17 protein-coding genes are annotated in these 17,193 nt (G+C 61.4%); 8 read left to right on the plus strand and 9 right to left on the minus strand.

The annotated features are described in order from the left end of the window. Positions 1 to 4: 4 nt before the first annotated feature. Both glyS and glyQ read right to left on the minus strand, forming a co-directional pair. Entirely contained in the window at positions 5 to 2,059 is a 2,055-nt protein-coding gene (gene glyS, locus H8F22_RS18265; RefSeq protein ID WP_194940519.1) for a glycine--tRNA ligase subunit beta, read from the minus strand. Beyond that, a complete protein-coding gene (gene glyQ / locus H8F22_RS18270) occupies positions 2,056 to 3,009 on the minus strand; it encodes a glycine--tRNA ligase subunit alpha (protein WP_003213601.1) in 954 nt (317 codons plus the stop codon). The genes glyS and glyQ overlap by 4 nt, the downstream gene beginning before the upstream one ends. 81 nt (positions 3,010 to 3,090) lie before the next feature. On the opposite strand from glyQ, the gene tag reads away from it, so the two are divergent. The 3 genes from tag to H8F22_RS18285 all read left to right on the plus strand — a co-directional run bounded on the left by tag (position 3,091) and on the right by H8F22_RS18285 (position 4,888). Then, positions 3,091 to 3,648, plus strand: coding sequence for a DNA-3-methyladenine glycosylase I (gene tag / locus H8F22_RS18275; protein WP_027926197.1), 558 nt, complete (start codon positions 3,091 to 3,093; stop codon positions 3,646 to 3,648). A gap of 40 nt (positions 3,649 to 3,688) precedes the next feature. Then, positions 3,689 to 4,576: a lysophospholipid acyltransferase gene (locus H8F22_RS18280; protein ID WP_027926196.1), complete on the plus strand. Its 888-nt coding sequence runs from the start codon at positions 3,689 to 3,691 to the stop codon at positions 4,574 to 4,576. Positions 4,577 to 4,648: 72 nt separating this feature from the next. Continuing rightward, on the plus strand, positions 4,649 to 4,888 hold the full coding sequence (locus tag H8F22_RS18285; RefSeq protein ID WP_027926195.1) for a pilus assembly protein PilZ: 240 nt from the start codon (positions 4,649 to 4,651) through the stop codon (positions 4,886 to 4,888). Here the strand turns inward: H8F22_RS18285 and H8F22_RS18290 are convergent, their stop codons facing one another. The 5 genes from H8F22_RS18290 to def all read right to left on the minus strand — a co-directional run bounded on the left by H8F22_RS18290 (position 4,889) and on the right by def (position 9,498). Continuing rightward, entirely contained in the window at positions 4,889 to 5,206 is a 318-nt protein-coding gene (locus H8F22_RS18290) for a tetratricopeptide repeat protein (RefSeq protein ID WP_172825961.1), read from the minus strand. Positions 5,207 to 5,257: 51 nt separating this feature from the next. After that, positions 5,258 to 6,631 (minus strand): Trk system potassium transporter TrkA, encoded by a 1,374-nt coding sequence (gene trkA / locus H8F22_RS18295; RefSeq protein ID WP_027926193.1) that lies wholly within the window; start codon positions 6,629 to 6,631, stop codon positions 5,258 to 5,260. A gap of 22 nt (positions 6,632 to 6,653) precedes the next feature. Continuing rightward, positions 6,654 to 7,964, minus strand: a complete 1,311-nt coding sequence (gene rsmB, locus H8F22_RS18300) for a 16S rRNA (cytosine(967)-C(5))-methyltransferase RsmB (RefSeq protein WP_027926192.1) — start codon at positions 7,962 to 7,964, stop codon at positions 6,654 to 6,656. Next, positions 7,961 to 8,920 carry a methionyl-tRNA formyltransferase gene (gene fmt, locus H8F22_RS18305; protein WP_027926191.1) on the minus strand — a complete coding sequence of 320 codons (960 nt, stop codon included), beginning with the start codon at positions 8,918 to 8,920 and terminating at the stop codon, positions 7,961 to 7,963. Before fmt ends, rsmB begins: the two co-directional genes overlap by 4 nt. 71 nt (positions 8,921 to 8,991) lie before the next feature. Next, positions 8,992 to 9,498, minus strand: a complete 507-nt coding sequence (gene def, locus H8F22_RS18310) for a peptide deformylase (RefSeq protein WP_027926190.1) — start codon at positions 9,496 to 9,498, stop codon at positions 8,992 to 8,994. Positions 9,499 to 9,666: 168 nt separating this feature from the next. Between def and H8F22_RS18315 the strand changes: the two genes are divergently transcribed. From H8F22_RS18315 to H8F22_RS18325, 3 genes are all read left to right on the plus strand, one after another. Further along, the gene (locus H8F22_RS18315; RefSeq protein WP_194940520.1) at positions 9,667 to 10,692 is read left to right on the plus strand and encodes a LysM peptidoglycan-binding domain-containing protein; all 1,026 of its coding nucleotides are present in this window, start codon (positions 9,667 to 9,669) and stop codon (positions 10,690 to 10,692) included. A gap of 80 nt (positions 10,693 to 10,772) precedes the next feature. Beyond that, a complete protein-coding gene (gene dprA, locus H8F22_RS18320) occupies positions 10,773 to 11,873 on the plus strand; it encodes a DNA-processing protein DprA (RefSeq protein WP_027926188.1) in 1,101 nt (366 codons plus the stop codon). Between the two features lie 54 nt (positions 11,874 to 11,927). Continuing rightward, positions 11,928 to 12,485: an L-threonylcarbamoyladenylate synthase gene (locus H8F22_RS18325; protein ID WP_027926187.1), complete on the plus strand. Its 558-nt coding sequence runs from the start codon at positions 11,928 to 11,930 to the stop codon at positions 12,483 to 12,485. A gap of 88 nt (positions 12,486 to 12,573) precedes the next feature. Here H8F22_RS18325 and H8F22_RS18330 read toward each other — a convergent pair whose 3' ends face one another. Continuing rightward, positions 12,574 to 13,551: an NADPH:quinone reductase gene (locus tag H8F22_RS18330; RefSeq protein ID WP_027926186.1), complete on the minus strand. Its 978-nt coding sequence runs from the start codon at positions 13,549 to 13,551 to the stop codon at positions 12,574 to 12,576. A 156-nt stretch (positions 13,552 to 13,707) separates the two neighbouring features. Here H8F22_RS18330 and hemF point away from each other — a divergent pair, with 156 nt between their 5' ends. Both hemF and aroE read left to right on the plus strand, forming a co-directional pair. Continuing rightward, entirely contained in the window at positions 13,708 to 14,622 is a 915-nt protein-coding gene (gene hemF, locus H8F22_RS18335; RefSeq protein WP_027926185.1) for an oxygen-dependent coproporphyrinogen oxidase, read from the plus strand. Between the two features lie 13 nt (positions 14,623 to 14,635). Next, positions 14,636 to 15,457: a shikimate dehydrogenase gene (gene aroE / locus H8F22_RS18340; protein ID WP_194940521.1), complete on the plus strand. Its 822-nt coding sequence runs from the start codon at positions 14,636 to 14,638 to the stop codon at positions 15,455 to 15,457. Between the two features lie 114 nt (positions 15,458 to 15,571). On the opposite strand, the gene H8F22_RS18345 is transcribed toward aroE, so the two are convergent. Next, positions 15,572 to 17,140, minus strand: coding sequence for a SulP family inorganic anion transporter (locus H8F22_RS18345; protein ID WP_194940522.1), 1,569 nt, complete (start codon positions 17,138 to 17,140; stop codon positions 15,572 to 15,574). Between the last annotated feature and the right edge of the window lie 53 nt (positions 17,141 to 17,193).

Raw genomic sequence — 17,193 nt, forward strand, 5'->3', positions numbered from 1 at the left:
CCCCTTAGCTCAGCAGCGAAATATCAGCGACGCCGAGGAACAGCCCACGCAGACGCGCCAGCAACGCATAACGGTTGGCGCGGACCTTGGCATCTTCCGCGTTGACCATTACCGCTTCGAAGAACGCATCCACCGGCTCGCGCAAGGCGGCCAGGCGTGCCAGCGATTCGCTGTACTGACGCGCAGCAGCCATCGGCTGGACAGCCTGGTCTGCCTGCTGGATCGCCGAATACAGGGAAAACTCGTTGGCATTGTCGAAGTACTTGGCTTCAACCACCGTTGGAACGGAGCCTTCGACCTTGCTCAGCAAGTTCGATACGCGCTTGTTCACCGCAGCCAGGGCCGCGGCTTCCGGCAATTTGCGGAAAGCTTCTACCGCTTGTACACGTTGGTCGAAGTCCAGTGCCGAACCCGGCTTCAGGGCACGCACCGACAGGTAAGTCGCAACGTCTACACCCTCGTCTTCGTAACGGGCACGCAGACGGTCGAAGACGAACTCCAGCACCGCGTCGTTGAGGCCGGCGGCCTTGATCTTGGCACCGAACGCATTCACGGCGAAAGCCACGGCGTCGTTCAGGTCCAGATCGAGTTTCTTGTCGATCAGAATACGCAGCACGCCGAGTGCAGCACGGCGCAAGGCGTACGGGTCTTTGCTACCCGTTGGCAGCATGCCGATACCGAAAATACCCACCAGCGTGTCCAGCTTGTCGGCGATGGCCACGGCCGCACCGGTCAGGGTGGTCGGCAGTTCAGCACCGGCACCGCGCGGCATGTACTGCTCGTTCAGCGCCAGGGCGACTTCTTCCGGCTCGCCGTCGTTGAGGGCGTAGTAGTAACCGGCGACACCTTGCATCTCCGGGAACTCACCGACCATCTCGGTCGCCAGGTCGCACTTGGACAGCAGGCCGGCACGGGAAGCCCATGCAGCGTTGCCGCCAATGCGTTGCGCGATGAACGCAGCGAGTTTGGAAACGCGCTCGGCCTTGTCGTAGACGCTGCCGAGTTTTTCCTGGAACACCACGTTTTGCAGGCGCAGGTTGAAGTCTTCGAGTTTCTGCTTCTTGTCTTGCTTGAAGAAGAACTCGGCGTCGGTCAGGCGTGGGCGAACCACTTTCTCGTTACCGGCGATGATCTGCTGCGGGTCTTTGCTTTCGATGTTGGCCACGGTAATGAAACGGGGCAGCAACTTGCCATCGGCATCCAGCAGGCAGAAATACTTCTGGTTGTCCTGCATGGTGGTGATCAGTGCTTCTTGCGGCACATCGAGGAAACGCTCTTCGAACGAGCACACCAGCGGCACTGGCCATTCGACCAGCGCGGTCACTTCGTCGAGCAGCGCCGGCGGAACAATCGCCGTGCCTTCCTGGCGGGTAGCCAGTTCTTCGGTGCGCTTGCTGATGATGTCGCGACGATCGTTGGCATCGGCCAGGACGTACGCGGCACGCAAGTCGGCGAGGTAATTGGCCGGCGAGGTGATGCGTACGTTTTGCGGGTGATGGAAGCGGTGACCACGGGAATCACGGCCAGCCTTCTGGGCGAGGATGGTGCAATCGATGACTTCGTCACCGAGCAGCATCACCAGCCACTGGGTCGGACGAACGAATTCTTCCTTGCGAGCGCCCCAACGCATGCGTTTCGGGATCGGCATGTCGTTCAGCGAATCTTCGACGATGGTCGGCAGCAGGCTCGCAGTCGGCTTGCCGGCGATGCTTTGGCTGTAACGCAGTTTCGGACCGCTCTGATCGATTTCGCTCAGCTCGACACCGCACTTCTTGGCAAAACCCAGTGCTGCCTGGGTCGGGTTGCCTTCGACATCGAACGCCGCCTGACGTGGCGGGCCATCGAGGTTGATGCTGCGATCCGGTTGCTGGGTGGCCAGCGAGGTGATCAGCACGGCCAGGCGACGCGGCGCGGCATAGACCGTTTTGGTCTCGTAGTTCAGGCCGGCAGCTTGCAGGCCCTTGTCGATACCGGCGAGGAACGCCTCGGCCAGGGTGTTCAGGGCTTTGGGTGGCAGTTCTTCAGTGCCCAGTTCAACCAGAAAATCCAGAGCACTCATTGTGCAGCCTCCAGCTTGGCCAGTACTTCATCACGCAGGTCCGGGGTCGCCATCGGGAAGCCCAGCTTGGCGCGAGCCAGCAGGTAGGCTTGCGCAACGGAACGCGCCAGGGTGCGTACACGCAGAATGTATTGCTGACGCGCAGTCACCGAAATTGCCCGGCGCGCATCCAGCAGGTTGAAGGTATGGGAAGCCTTCAACACCATTTCGTAGCTCGGCAACGGCAGCGGCTGGTCGAGTTCGATCAGGCGCTTGGCTTCGCTTTCATAGAAGTCGAACAGTTCGAACAGCTTCTCGACGTTGGCGTGTTCGAAGTTGTAGGTCGACTGCTCCACTTCGTTCTGGTGGAACACGTCGCCATAGGTCACTTTGCCGAACGGACCGTCAGCCCAGACCAGGTCGTAGACCGAGTCTACGCCTTGCAGGTACATGGCCAGACGCTCCAGACCGTAGGTGATCTCGCCGGTCACCGGGTAGCATTCGATGCCGCCCGCTTGCTGGAAGTAAGTGAACTGCGTCACTTCCATGCCGTTGAGCCAGACTTCCCAACCCAGACCCCAGGCGCCCAGGGTCGGCGATTCCCAGTTGTCTTCGACGAAGCGAATGTCGTGGACCAACGGGTCCAGGCCGACGTGCTTGAGGGAGCCCAGGTACAGTTCCTGGAAGTTGTCCGGGTTCGGCTTCAATACCACCTGGAACTGGTAGTAGTGCTGCAGACGGTTCGGGTTTTCGCCGTAGCGGCCGTCAGTCGGGCGACGACTGGGCTGCACATAAGCGGCGTTCCAGGTTTCCGGGCCAATGGCCCGCAGGAATGTGGCAGTGTGGAAAGTGCCGGCGCCTACTTCCATATCGTAGGGCTGAAGTACCACACAACCTTGCTCGGCCCAGTATTGCTGGAGCGCGAGGATCAAGTCTTGGAAGGTACGCACGGCTGGCGTAGGCTGGCTCACGAAATTCACCTGTTTCTTGGGCTGCGATTTAAAGAGCGGGAGTATACCCGATTCATTGCTGCGCACGCCCCCTGGAGCCTTATGCCACGCTGCTTTTGGTGTTCCGAAGATCCGCTGTACATGGCTTATCACGACCAGGAGTGGGGCACGCCGCTACGCGATGCGCAGGGATTGTTCGAGTTGCTTTTGCTCGAAGGGTTCCAGGCCGGCCTCTCATGGATCACGGTCTTGCGTAAACGTGAGCGTTATCGCGAGGTGCTGTTCGGCTTCGACGTACAGCGCGTGGCGCAAATGAGCGACGCGGAAATCGATGAATTGATGCTCGATCCTGGCATCATCCGCAACCGCCTCAAACTCAATGCCGCCCGGCGCAATGCCCAGGCCTGGCTGGCGCTGGAGGACCCGGTGGCGTTTCTCTGGTCCTTCGTTGGCGGCATGCCGGTGATCAATCATTTCAAGGATCGCACCGAAGTCCCGGCGGTCACGCCAGTGGCGGTAGAGATGAGCAAAGGCCTGAAAAAGGCCGGTTTCACGTTCGTCGGGCCGACCATTTGCTACGCGCTGATGCAGGCCTCGGGCATGGTCATGGACCACACCCGGGATTGCGATCGCTACGCGACCTTGGCGAACGGCGGTTAGAATAGCCGCCTCGCGCACAGCACATAATCAGGAGTGACCTGTGGATAAGTTTAAAGGCGCCTTGCTGGTAGGCGCTCTGCGGCTGTTTGCCCTGCTCCCGTGGCGGGCCGTGCAAGCCGTGGGCTCGGCGATTGGCTGGGTCATGTGGAAAACCCCGAACCGTTCCCGCGACGTGGTGCGGATCAACCTCGCCAAGTGTTTCCCCGAGATGGACCCGGCCGAGCGTGAGCGTCTGGTCGGACAGAGCCTGAAAGACATCGGCAAGTCCCTGACCGAAAGCGCCTGCGCGTGGATCTGGCCGGCCCAGCGTTCCATTGACCTGGTGCGCGAAGTCGAAGGCCTCGACGTCTTGAAGGACGCCCTCGCCTCTGGTAAAGGGGTCGTGGGTATCACCAGCCACCTGGGCAATTGGGAAGTGCTGAACCACTTCTATTGCAGCCAGTGCAAACCGATCATTTTCTACCGGCCACCGAAGTTGAAGGCTGTGGATGATTTGCTGCGCAAACAGCGGGTGCAATTGGGCAACCGGGTGGCCGCTTCCACCAAGGAAGGCATCCTCAGCGTCATCAAGGAAGTGCGCAAAGGTGGTGCAGTGGGCATTCCCGCTGACCCGGAACCGGCCGAATCCGCCGGAATCTTCGTGCCCTTCTTCGCCACCCAGGCCCTGACCAGTAAGTTTGTGCCGAACATGCTCGCCGGCGGCAAAGCGGTCGGCGTGTTCCTGCATGCCCTGCGCTTGCCGGACGGTTCGGGGTACAAAGTGATCCTGGAAGCGGCGCCTGAGGCCATGTACAGCACGGATACCGAGACGTCCTGCGCGGCCATGAGCCAAGTGGTCGAGCGTTATGTGCGGGCGTACCCCAGCCAATACATGTGGAGCATGAAGCGCTTCAAGAAGCGTCCACCGGGTGAAGAACGCTGGTATTGAGTACGTTGGCATGATCTGTGGATAATTCTGGGGCCAGGGTTATCCACAGCTGTTCATTAAAGGGCGCAGCAGATGTCCGAACACCGCAAATCGTTTCGCATCAAGATCAGCCATGAAAGCTTCGGCGAATGCCTGGGCCAGACCCGCCACCTGTCGACCACGGGTGTCTATGTCAAGCATCCGCGCCTGTCGTCGTTACCCAAAGGCGCGGTGGTGTATGGGCAGGTGCAAGACTTACCCACAGGTGCGCCGCGTGTGCGCATGGAAGTGATTCAGGTCGATGCCGACGGGATAGGCCTGCGCTACCTCTGATCAGTGAGCGTTGCGCTCGAGTTTCTTCAGAAACACCGTCATTTCCTTCTCTGCCTGCTTGTCGCCATGGGCGCGGGCGGCTTCCAGACCTTGTTCCCATGCCTGCCGGGCTGCCGCGAAATCTTCCTGCGCCAGATGGGCCTTGCCCAACAGCTTCCAGGCCGCTGAATACTTCGGATCGAATTCGACACAGCGCTGGAAATGCTCGGCCGCCTTGGCGTTTTCCCCAAGGTCCAGATAACCCTTGCCCAGGCCGAAGCGCAGCAATGAGTTATCCACACCCTTGGCGAGCATTTTTTCCAGGGATTCGAGCATCAGTGTTTTCCCTCAGTCAGCGATTGTTCCCACGCAGAGTGTGGGAATGATCGGTTAGAAAAAGCTCAATCCCACATGAAACAGCTTCTCCACATCCCGAATATGCTTTTTATCCACAAGGAACAAAATCACATGGTCCCCCGTTTCGATCACCGTGTCGTCATGCGCAATGATCACTTCCTCGTCACGAATAATCGCGCCAATCGTCGTTCCCGGTGGCAGACCAATGTTCTCGATCGCCTTGCCAATCACCTTGCTCGACTTCGCATCACCATGGGCAATCGCCTCAATGGCTTCTGCCGCGCCCCGGCGCAATGAGTGCACGCTGACGATATCGCCACGGCGCACGTGGGCCAGCAAGGTGCCGATGGTCGCCAGTTGCGGGCTGATGGCGATGTCGATGTCGCCGCCCTGAATCAGATCCACGTACGCCGGGTTGTTGATGATCGTCATCACCTTCTTCGCGCCCAGGCGCTTGGCCAGCAGCGAGGACATGATGTTGGCTTCGTCATCGTTGGTCAGGGCCAGGAAAATATCGGCGTCGGCGATGTTCTCTTCCATCAGCAAATCGCGGTCGGACGCACTGCCCTGCAACACCACGGTACTGTCGAGGGTGTCCGAGAGATGACGGCAGCGGGCCGGGTTCATCTCGATGATCTTCACCTGATAACGGCTTTCGATGGCCTCGGCCAGACGCTCACCGATCTGCCCGCCACCGGCAATGACGATGCGTTTGTAGGTTTCATCCAGCCGGCGCATTTCGCTCATTACCGCGCGGATATTGTCCTTGGCGGCGATGAAAAACACTTCGTCGTCGGCCTCGATGACGGTGTCACCCTGGGGCAAAATCGGCCGGTCACGGCGGAAGATCGCGGCAACGCGGGTTTCGACATTCGGCATGTGTTCGCGCAATTGCCGCAGCTGCTGACCCACCAGCGGTCCGCCGTAATACGCCTTCACCGCGACCAGTTGCGCTTTGCCTTCGGCAAAGTCGATCACCTGCAAGGCGCCCGGATGCTGGATCAGGCGCTTGATGTAGTTGGTCACCACTTGTTCCGGGCTGATCAGCACATCCACCGGGATCGCGTCGTTATCGAACAATTCGGAGCGCGTGAGGTACGCCGCTTCGCGCACGCGAGCGATTTTGGTCGGTGTGTGGAACAGCGTGTGGGCGACCTGACAGGCCACCATGTTGGTTTCGTCGCTGTTGGTCACGGCCACCAGCATGTCGGCGTCGTCTGCGCCGGCCTGGCGCAGCACTGTCGGCAGTGAGCCGCGACCATGCACAGTGCGGATGTCCAGCCGATCACCGAGGTCGCGCAGGCGATCGCCGTCGGTGTCGACCACGGTGATGTCGTTGGCTTCGCTGGCCAAGTGCTCCGCCAGCGAACCGCCAACCTGCCCTGCACCGAGGATGATGATTTTCATCCAGTCACTCCATTAAAACCGTTTAACCGCGCGCGGCGGCAATCTTGATCAGCTTGGCGTAGTAGAACCCGTCGTGCCCGCCTTCCTGGGCCAGCAATTGGCGACCGTGGGGTTGCTTGATGCCGGCCGCCGTGGCGAGGTCCAGCTCACGGGCGCCCGGCGTGCGGGCGAGGAAAGCTTCGATGACTTCGGTGTTTTCGGTCGGCAGCGTCGAGCAGGTGGCGTAAAGCAGGATGCCGCCGACTTCCAGAGTTATCCACAGGGCGTCGAGCAATTCGCCTTGCAGCACGGCGAGGGCGGCGATGTCGTCGGGTTGGCGGGTCAGCTTGATGTCCGGGTGACGACGGATGACCCCAGTCGCCGAGCACGGCGCATCCAGCAGGATGCGCTGGAACGGTTTGCCGTCCCACCAGGCCTGGGTGTCGCGACCATCGGCGGCGATCAGCTCGGCACTGAGGCCCAGACGCGCCAGGTTTTCGCGCACCCGCACCAGACGTTTGGCTTCCAGGTCCACCGCGACGACGCCGGCCAGTTTTGGCTCGGCTTCGAGGATGTGGCAGGTCTTGCCGCCCGGTGCGCAGCAGGCGTCCAGCACCCGTTGGCCTGGCGCCAGATCGAGGAGGTCGGCGGCCAGTTGCGCCGCCTCGTCCTGCACGCTGATCCAGCCTTCGGCGAAGCCCGGCAGGCTGCGCACGTCGGCGGCGGCTTCGAGGATGATGCCGTCCTGACTGTAGACGCACGGCGTCGCGGCGATCCCGGCTTCGGTCAGCAAACCAAGGTAGGCGTCGCGAGTGTGATGGCGACGGTTGACCCGCAGAATCATCGGCGGGTGCGCGTTGTTCGCCGCGCAAATGGCTTCCCATTGTTCAGGCCAGAATGCCTTCAGGGATTTTTGCAGCCAGCGCGGGTGCGCGGTACGCACCACCGGGTCGTGTTCCAGCTCGGCCAGCAGTGCTTCGCTTTCCCGTTGGGCACGGCGCAACACGGCGTTGAGCAAGGCTTTGGCCCAAGGCTTCTTTAGCTTGTCCGCGCAACCGACCGTTTCACCGATGGCGGCGTGGGCCGGAACGCGGGTGTAGAGCAGTTGATAAAGGCCGACCAGCAACAGCGCTTCGACGTCCGCATCGGCAGCCTTGAAGGGCTTTTGCAGCAGTTTGGCCGCCAGCGCCGACAAACGTGGCTGCCAGCGCGCGGTGCCGAACGCCAGGTCCTGAGTGAAGCCACGATCGCGGTCTTCAACCTTGTCCATTTGTGTCGGCAGAGAACTGTTGAGCGAGGCTTTTCCGTTCAGAACAGCGGCGAGTGCCTTGGCGGCGGCCAGACGCGGGTTCATTGAGCGTCCGCCGCTTGACCTAGCACAGTGCCGACGGCGAATTTCTCTTTGCGGCTGTTGAACAGATCGCTGAAGTTCAGCGCCTTGCCGCCGGGCAATTGCAGGCGGGTCAGGCACAGCGCTTGCTCACCGCAAGCGACGAGCAAGCCGTCCTTGCTGGCGCTGAGGATTTCGCCTGGTGCGCCCTTCCCTTCAGCGAGGCTCGCGGCCAGCACTTTCAGCGCTTCTCCGTTCAACGTGCTGTGGGTAATCGGCCATGGATTGAAGGCGCGAACCAGCCGTTCCAGCTCAACCGCCGGGCGAGTCCAGTCGATGCGCGCTTCGTCCTTGTTCAATTTGTGAGCATAAGTGGCGAGGCTGTCGTCCTGCACTTCGCCGTCGAGCGTACCCGCGGCAAGGCCGGCAATCGCCTGAATCACCGCCGGTGGGCCCATCTCGGCCAGACGATCATGCAGGCTGCCGCCGGTGTCGTCAGCGCTGATTGGCGTGGTGACTTTGAGCAGCATCGGCCCGGTGTCCAGGCCCAGTTCCATGCGCATCACGGTCACGCCGCTTTCGCTGTCGCCCGCTTCGACGGCGCGCTGGATCGGCGCCGCCCCGCGCCAGCGTGGCAGCAGGGACGCGTGGCTGTTGATGCAGCCCAGGCGCGGAATATCCAGCACCACTTGCGGCAGGATCAGACCGTAGGCGACTACCACCAGCAAGTCTGGCTTGAGCGCGGCGAGTTCGGCCTGAGCGTCTTCGTTGCGCAGGGTCGGCGGTTGCAACACCGGGATGTTGTTTTCCAACGCCAACTGCTTGACCGGGCTCGGCATCAGCTTTTGCCCACGGCCCGCCGGACGGTCCGGCTGGGTGTAGACCGCGACGATCTCGTAAGGGCTGTCGAGCAGGGCCTTGAGGTGTTCGGCGGCGAATTCCGGGGTGCCGGCAAAAACGATGCGCAGTGGCTCAGTCATGTAAAACTCTCAATTACAAAGCAGTCGCAAAAGAAAAAGGCTTGCCGCAGCAAGCCTTTGAAAGGAGGGCATCAAGCGTTCTGGCGATGGAGCTTTTCCAGTTTCTTCTTGATTCGGTCGCGTTTGAGACTGGACAGGTAGTCGACGAACAATTTGCCATTCAGGTGGTCGCATTCATGCTGGATGCACACGGCGAGCAGGCCTTCGGCGATCAGTTCGTAAGGCTGGCCGTCGCGGTCCAGGGCCTTGATCTTGACCTTCTGCGGGCGATCGACGTTTTCGTAGAAACCCGGCACCGAGAGGCAGCCTTCCTGGTATTGCTCCATCTCGTCGGTCAGGGTCTCGAACTCGGGATTGATGAACACCCGTGGTTCGCTGCGGTCTTCGGAGAGGTCCATCACCACGATACGTTTGTGCACGTTGACCTGGGTCGCGGCGAGGCCGATGCCTGGCGCTTCATACATTGTTTCAAACATGTCATCGACCAACTGACGCACTTCGTCGTCCACTACGGCCACAGGTTTGGCGATAGTGCGCAGGCGCGAGTCGGGGAATTCGAGGATGTCTAAAATGGCCATAAGCTTGATTGCTGCACATGTGAGGAAAGTCGGGTCGATGGCCTGGCGGGTCCGAAGATGCAGGCTACCGTTGTAAAACGTAGCTCCCTTTTCTAAGTAAAGCACGGGGAGCGAGCCAAGAAGGCTCTGGCGTTTTACGCGAACGCACATAATAAAGGGATTCACCGCATGAGGAAATCACTACTCGCCTTGCTCCTTCTGGCTTCGGCCGGTGTGGCGCACGGGCAAGTGCAACTCAAGGAAGGTTTTCCACAGCAATACACCGTGGTTGCGGGGGACACACTCTGGGACATCTCCGGTAAATACCTGCGCCAGCCATGGCAATGGCCAGAGCTGTGGCAGGCCAATCCGCAAATCGAAAACCCCAATCTCATCTATCCCGGCGATTCGCTGGCGCTGGTCTATGTCAACGGCCAGCCGCGCCTGACCCTCAATCGCGGTGCATCGCGCGGCACAATCAAGCTTTCGCCTCGCGTACGCAGTTCGCCGGTGGCCGAAGCCATCCCGAGCATTCCGCTGCGTTCGATCAATAGCTTTTTGCTGAGTAACCGCATCGTCGACAAGGTCGAGGATTTCAACGAGGCGCCTTACATCGTCGCCGGCGATGCCGAACGCGTGCTCAGCGGCACCGGAGACCGCATCTTCGCCCGCGGTCATTTCGATCCGGATCAGCCGGTTTACGGGATCTTCCGTCAGGGCAAGGTTTACACCGACCCCGAGACCAAGGAGTTTTTGGGGATCAACGCCGACGACATCGGTGGTGGCGAAATTGTTGCCACTGAAGGCGATGTCGCCACTCTCGCCTTACAGCGCACGACCCAGGAAGTGCGCCTCGGCGACCGCTTGTTCAGCGGCGAAGAACGCTCGATCAACTCGACCTTCATGCCCAGCGCGCCGAAAACCCCGGTCAACGGGCTGATCATCGATGTGCCGCGCGGCGTGACACAAATTGGCGCGCTGGATGTGGTCACGCTGAACAAGGGGCAGCGTGATGGCCTCGTCGAAGGCAACGTGCTGGTGGTGATGAAAACCGGTGAAACCGTGCGCGACCGGATCACTGGCCAGCCGCTGAAGATCCCCGATGAGGGGGCCGGATTGCTGATGGTTTTCCGCACCTACGACAAGCTCAGCTACGGGCTGGTGCTCAACGCTTCGCGCTCGTTGGCCGTGATGGACAAGGTGCGAAATCCGTAAGCAGGCTCCACAAGTTACCAACAGAGTTATCCACAGCTTATTCCCGTTTGAACGGGGCCCATAACGATCAAGGATGATCCATGTCGCTGCCTGCCGTTACACCGGTTTCCCCCGCGGAACTGGAAGCTCGTTTACGTTTGCACCGTTTACCGGAACTCGGCCCGGCGCGTTTCAAGAAGCTGCTTGAAGCGTTCGGTTCGGCCTCCAAAGCCATCAGCGCGCCGGCCAGTGCCTGGCGTTCGCTGGGCTTGCCGTTGGCGTGCGCCGAGGCTCGCCGGGCCAATGATGTGCGCGATGGCGCCAGCCACGCATTGGCCTGGCTAGAGCGTCCGGGCCAGCATTTACTGATGTGGGACCAGCCTGACTACCCGGCGTTGCTGGCGCAAATCAGCGACGCGCCGCCGCTGTTGTTCGTGGCGGGTAATCCGGGAATTCTGGAAAAACCGCAACTGGCGATGGTTGGCAGTCGCCGCGCTTCACGGCCGGGCATGGACACCGCTGCCGCATTTTCCCGCAGCCTGGCGGGCGCCGGTTTCGTCATCACCAGCGGTCTGGCGCTGGGCATTGATGCGGCCGCGCATCAAGCCGCACTGGACGTGGGCGGGCGAACGGTCGGTGTACTTGGCACGGGACTTGAAAAGTTTTATCCACAGCGCAATCGACGACTGGCCGACGCCATGATTGCATCGGGCAGTGCGGTGCTTTCGGAGTTCCCGCTGGACGCCGGCCCCACCGCCAGCAACTTCCCCCGGCGCAATCGAATCATCAGCGGTTTGTCGCTTGGTGTGCTGGTGGTTGAAGCCAGCGTGGCGAGTGGTTCGCTGATCACCGCGAGGCTGGCGGCGGAGCAAGGTCGGGAGGTGTATGCGATTCCTGGATCGATCCATCATCCCGGCGCCAAAGGCTGTCATCAGTTGATCCGGGACGGCGCGATGCTGGTGGAAACCATCGAACATATCCTCGAAGCCTTGCGCGGCTGGCAACAGTTGCCGTTGTACGGCGAGGCTCCTTCGGTGACCCATCCGTTGCTCATGCTGTTGCACGCGGCCCCGCACACCAGCGAAGCGTTGTCCGTCACCAGCGGCTGGGCCTTGCCCAAAGTGCTGGCGGCGCTGACCGAGCTGGAAATGGAGGGCCGCGCCGTTTGCGAAAGTGGTCGCTGGTTTGCGCGGGTGAGCTAGGTTTTATAAGGAAGATCGGTAAACTGCGCAGAGCCTTATTCCGGAGAGTTTTTCATGGTCAACAGTTGGCGTGTGCAACAAGCCGCGCAAGCCGTTCGCGCAGGGGCGGTGATTGCCTATCCAACCGAAGCGGTCTGGGGGCTGGGTTGCGACCCATGGGACGAAGAAGCGGTTGAGCGTCTGTTGATGCTCAAGGGTCGGTCTGTGGGCAAGGGGTTGATTCTGGTTGCCGACAATATCCGGCAGTTCGACTTTCTCTTCGAAGACTTCCCGGAACTGTGGATGGACCGCATGGCCAGCACGTGGCCGGGACCGAACACCTGGCTGGTGCCGCATCAGAACCTGTTGCCGCAGTGGATCACCGGGGTGCATGAAACCGTGGCATTGCGGGTCAGCGATCATCCGCTGGTGCGGGATTTGTGCGCAATTGTCGGGCCGCTGGTGTCGACCTCGGCCAATCCGCAGGGACGGCCGGCGGCGCGCACGCGGATTCGCGTGGAGCAGTATTTCCGTGGACAGCTGGATTTGGTGTTGGGCGGGAACCTGGGGGGGCGCAAGAATCCGAGCGTCATTCGGGATCTGGCGACCGGCCACGTTGTGCGTCAGGGCTGATACCGCGTTATCGTTCATCGCGGGTAAACCCGGCTCCCACAGATTTCGGTTATCCCTGTGGGAGCCGGGCTTGCCCGCGATGAGGCCCTCAAGGCAACAGTACAGTCGAGCCGGTAGTCCGTCGTGCCGACAACTCGGTCTGCGCCTTCGCCGCATCCGCCAGCGGATACGTGTGACTGATGTCCACGTGCAGCTTTCCGCTGATGATCATCTCAAACAACTCATCCGCCATCCGCTGCAGGTTCTCGGCATTGTTGGCGTAAGTCCCGAGCGTCGGCCGGGTTACGTACAGCGAACCCTTCGCCGCCAGTATCCCCAGGTTCACCCCGTCCACCGCACCTGACGCATTGCCAAAGCTCACCACCAACCCGCGAGGCGCTGCGCTATCGAGCGACGTCAGCCACGTGTCTTTGCCCACGCCGTCGTACACCACCGGCACCTTCTTCCCGTCGGTCAATTCCAGTACACGTTGTGCGACGTTTTCATGGCTGTAGTCGATGGTCGCCCAGGCACCGTTGGCCTTGGCCAGTGCGGCTTTCTCCGGCGAGCTGACCGTGCCGATCAACTTCACGCCCAGCGCCCTCGCCCATTGGCAGGCCAGCGAACCGACCCCCCCGGCGGCGGCGTGGAACAGCACGGTTTCGCCACCCTTGAGTTCATAGGTCTGACGCAACAGGTACTGCACGGTCAGGCCCTTGAGCATCACCCCAGCCGCCGTTTCGAAGCTGATCGCCTCCGGCAGCAGCACCAGATTGGCCTCGGGCAAGACGTGAACGTCGCTGTAAGCGCCCAACGGGCCGCTGCCGTAAGCCACGCGGTCACCGACCTTGAAGCGGGTCACTTCGCTGCCCACCGCTTCGACGATGCCCGCGCCTTCCGATCCCAGACCCGATGGCAGGGCAGGTGGTGGATAGAGGCCGCTGCGGTAATAGGTGTCGATGAAGTTCAGGCCGATGGCCTTGTTGGCGACGCGGACCTGCTGCGGACCGGGCTCGGCGGGTTGGAATTCGACGTACTCGAGCACTTCGGGGCCGCCATGGGCGCGGAACTGGATTCGCTTTGCCATCAGAACTCTCCTTAGGTCATTTGCCAAGCGCCCTATCGGACTCCTAACCCTGATCTTCGTCAACTGCGGTGGAGCAAGGTGCAGTGTTATCCTACGCAGCAATTTGCCGCCGGCCATTGATGCGCCGCGCCGCTTTGCCCGATTCAAGGTGATGACATGACAACCCGCACCGAGGCCGTAAAAGCCTACCTGCTCGACCTGCAAGACCGTATTTGCTCGGCCCTCGAAGCTGAGGACGGCGGCACACGCTTCGTCGAAGACGCCTGGATCCGGCCTGCCGGTGGTGGCGGTCGCACGCGAGTGATCGAAAATGGCGCGGTGATCGAAAAGGGCGGCGTCAACTTTTCCCACGTCTTTGGCAGCGGTCTCCCACCGTCCGCCAGCGCCCATCGGCCAGAATTGGCCGGCCGGGGCTTCGAAGCCCTCGGCGTGTCGCTGGTGATTCACCCGCACAACCCGCATGTGCCGACGTCCCACGCCAATGTGCGCTTTTTCATCGCTGAAAAAGAAGGTGAAGATCCGGTCTGGTGGTTCGGCGGCGGTTTCGACCTGACCCCTTATTACGGCAACGAAGCAGACTGCGTGCACTGGCACCGCGTTGCCGAGCAGGCGTGTGCGCCGTTCGGGCCGGACGTCTATTCGCGCTACAAAGCCTGGTGCGACAGCTATTTCCACATCAAGCATCGCCACGAGCCGCGCGGCATCGGTGGCCTGTTCTTTGATGATTTGAACGAGTGGGACTTTGACACCAGCTTCGCGTTCATGCGCGCCATCGGCGACGCGTACATCGACGCGTACCTGCCAATCGTGCAGCGCCGCAAGCACGATGCGTTCACCGCCAAGCAGCGTGAATTCCAGGAATTCCGTCGTGGCCGTTACGTCGAATTCAACCTGGTCTACGACCGTGGCACCTTGTTCGGCCTGCAATCGGGCGGGCGTACCGAGTCGATCCTGATGTCGCTGCCGCCGCAAGTGCGCTGGAGCTACGACTGGAAAGCCGAACCGGGCAGCGAAGAAGCGCGCTTGACCGAGTATTTCCTGCAAGACCGCGATTGGTTGGCCGAGGCCTGAACGAGGAGTTCTGATGGACCGTTACGTCGTATTCGGTAACCCGATTGGCCACAGCAAGTCACCGCTGATCCACCGTTTGTTCGCCGAGCAAACCGCGCAGCAACTGGACTACAGCACCTCGCTGGCGCCGATCGACGACTTTTCCGACTTCGCCCGGGCGTTTTTCCGCGAAGGTCGTGGTGCCAATGTGACGGTGCCGTTCAAGGAAGACGCCTTTCGCCTGGCCGACAGCCTGACGGAACGTGCGCAACGAGCTGGCGCGGTGAACACCTTGAGCAAACTCGCCGACGGCAGCCTGCTGGGGGATAACACCGACGGCGCCGGGCTGGTGCGCGATTTGACGGTCAACGCCGGTTTCAGCCTCAAGGGCAAACGCATTCTGCTGCTCGGCGCGGGCGGCGCGGTGCGTGGTGCACTGGAACCTTTGCTGGCCGAGCAGCCGGCGTCGGTGATCATCGCCAACCGCACGGTGGAAAAAGCCGAGTTGCTGGCGGAATTGTTCGCGGACCTGGGGCCGGTGTCGGCCAGCGGTTTCGATTGGTTGAAGGAATCGGTGGACCTGATCATCAACGCGACGTCGGCGAGCCTGTCCGGTGATGTGCCGCCGATTGCCGGCAGCTTGATCGAGCCGGGCAAGACCGTTTGCTACGACATGATGTATGGCAAGGAGCCGACTTCGTTCTGCCGTTGGGCCACGGAACAGGGCGCGGCGGTGTCGATGGATGGTTTGGGCATGCTCGTGGAGCAAGCGGCAGAAGCCTTCTTCCTGTGGCGCGGCGTGCGCCCGGACACAGCGCCGGTACTGGCCGAACTGCGCCGTCAGCTGACACTGTAATCAGTGTAGGAGTGAGCCTGCTCGCGATGGTGGAGTGTCAGGCGCCATCAATGTTTGAATGTACCGGCCACATCGCGAGCAGGCTCTCCTACAAGGGATCGCCGCGAAGTCGGATCAATCCTCAAACCGGATCGGGCACTTCTCCGCCCCTTCCAGCTTCCTCAACTCCTCCACCACCTGCGGCCGCGCGCTGCGCAGCGTCAGGCTGCGATCCTGCTTCAGCAGTCGCCGCGCTTCCTGATGCAACATCTCTACCCCTGAATAATCGATGAAGTTGATCTGCTGCGCCTCGATCACCACGCGCGCACCGTGCAGGCGTTGCAGGCGCACTTGCAGGTAATGGCTGGCGCCGAAGAAGATCGAACCGCCCACCCTCAGAATGTCTTCATCCCCTTCGTATGAATGCTGCACCCGCGGTTGCGAGGTGCGCTTGAGGTAGAAGAACAATGAAGCGAGCACCCCGGCATAAATCGCCGTCTGCAACTCCAGCAGCAACGTGGCGACACAGGTCAGCGCCATCACCACGAATTCCGCGTGGCTGACGCGCAACAGCGCCCGTATGCCGCGATAGTCGACCAGCCCCCAGGCGATCAGCAGAATGCTGCCGGCCATGGCCGGGATCGGGATGTGAGCGATTAAGCCTGCACCGAAGATCGCGAACAGTGCGACCCACACGGCCGAGAACACCCCGGCCATTGGTGAGCAGGCACCGGCTTCATAACTCAAACCCGAACGTGTGAAGGATCCGGCTGACAGCGAGCCGGAAAAAAGCGCGCCGACGATGTTCGACAGGCCTTGGGCGCGGACTTCCTGATTGGCGTCGAGCAATTGCTGCGAGCGGGCCGACAACGAGCGGGCAATCGACAGGCTGGTCACCAATCCCAGCATGCCCACCGCCACCGCGCTTGGCAGCAGGCGCAGGATCAAGTCCAGATCCAGCGGCACCGGGCTGAACGGCGGCAAGCGCCCGACAAAGGCGCTGACCAACTTCACATGGCCGAACATCGATGGCCACAGCCACACCAGCAGCCCGCCGAGGACCAGCGTGATCAACAAGGTCGGCCAGCGAGGCAGCATCATCTTCAACACTACGCCAACCACGACCGTCGCCAGTCCCAGTACCAACGACGGTTTATCCAAAGCACCGAGGTGTTTGAACAGCGTCAGGAAGCTGTCCAGCGCCGTGGCCTGGCTGGGCAAATCCAGCCCCAGCAAGTTCGGCAACTGCCCGATGGCAATCACCACCGCCGCACCGAGGGTGAAACCCAGCACCACCGAATGCGAGACAAAATTCACCAGGGCACCGAACCGCAGCATGCCGAGCAGCCATTGGAAAATACCGGCCAGGAGTGTCAGCAGCAGGATCAGCGTGATGTAGTCCTGTGACGCGGGGACGGCCAGCGGACTGACGCTGGCGAACAGGACAATGGAGATCGCCGCTGTAGGACCGCAGATCAAATGCCACGACGAACCCCACAGGCACGCGATCAACACCGGGATGATCGCGGCGTACAAACCGTATTCCGGTGGGAGACCGGCGATCAGTGCGTAGGCAATGGACTGCGGCAACGCGAGAATCGCCCCGCTGAGGCCGACGATCAGGTCGCGCCCGACGCTGGCGCGGGTTTGCCGGGGCAACCAACTGAGGAAGGGAAAGAGTGAGTGACGGCTGGGGAAGGCCATGGGTCCTCTCGGGTGGGGTTTTGGCGCAAGGGTAGCAGGACGCAAGCCTAATG

It is taken from the genome of Pseudomonas mucoides (assembly GCF_015461845.1).
Taxonomy (GTDB): Bacteria; Pseudomonadota; Gammaproteobacteria; order Pseudomonadales; family Pseudomonadaceae; genus Aquipseudomonas; species Aquipseudomonas mucoides.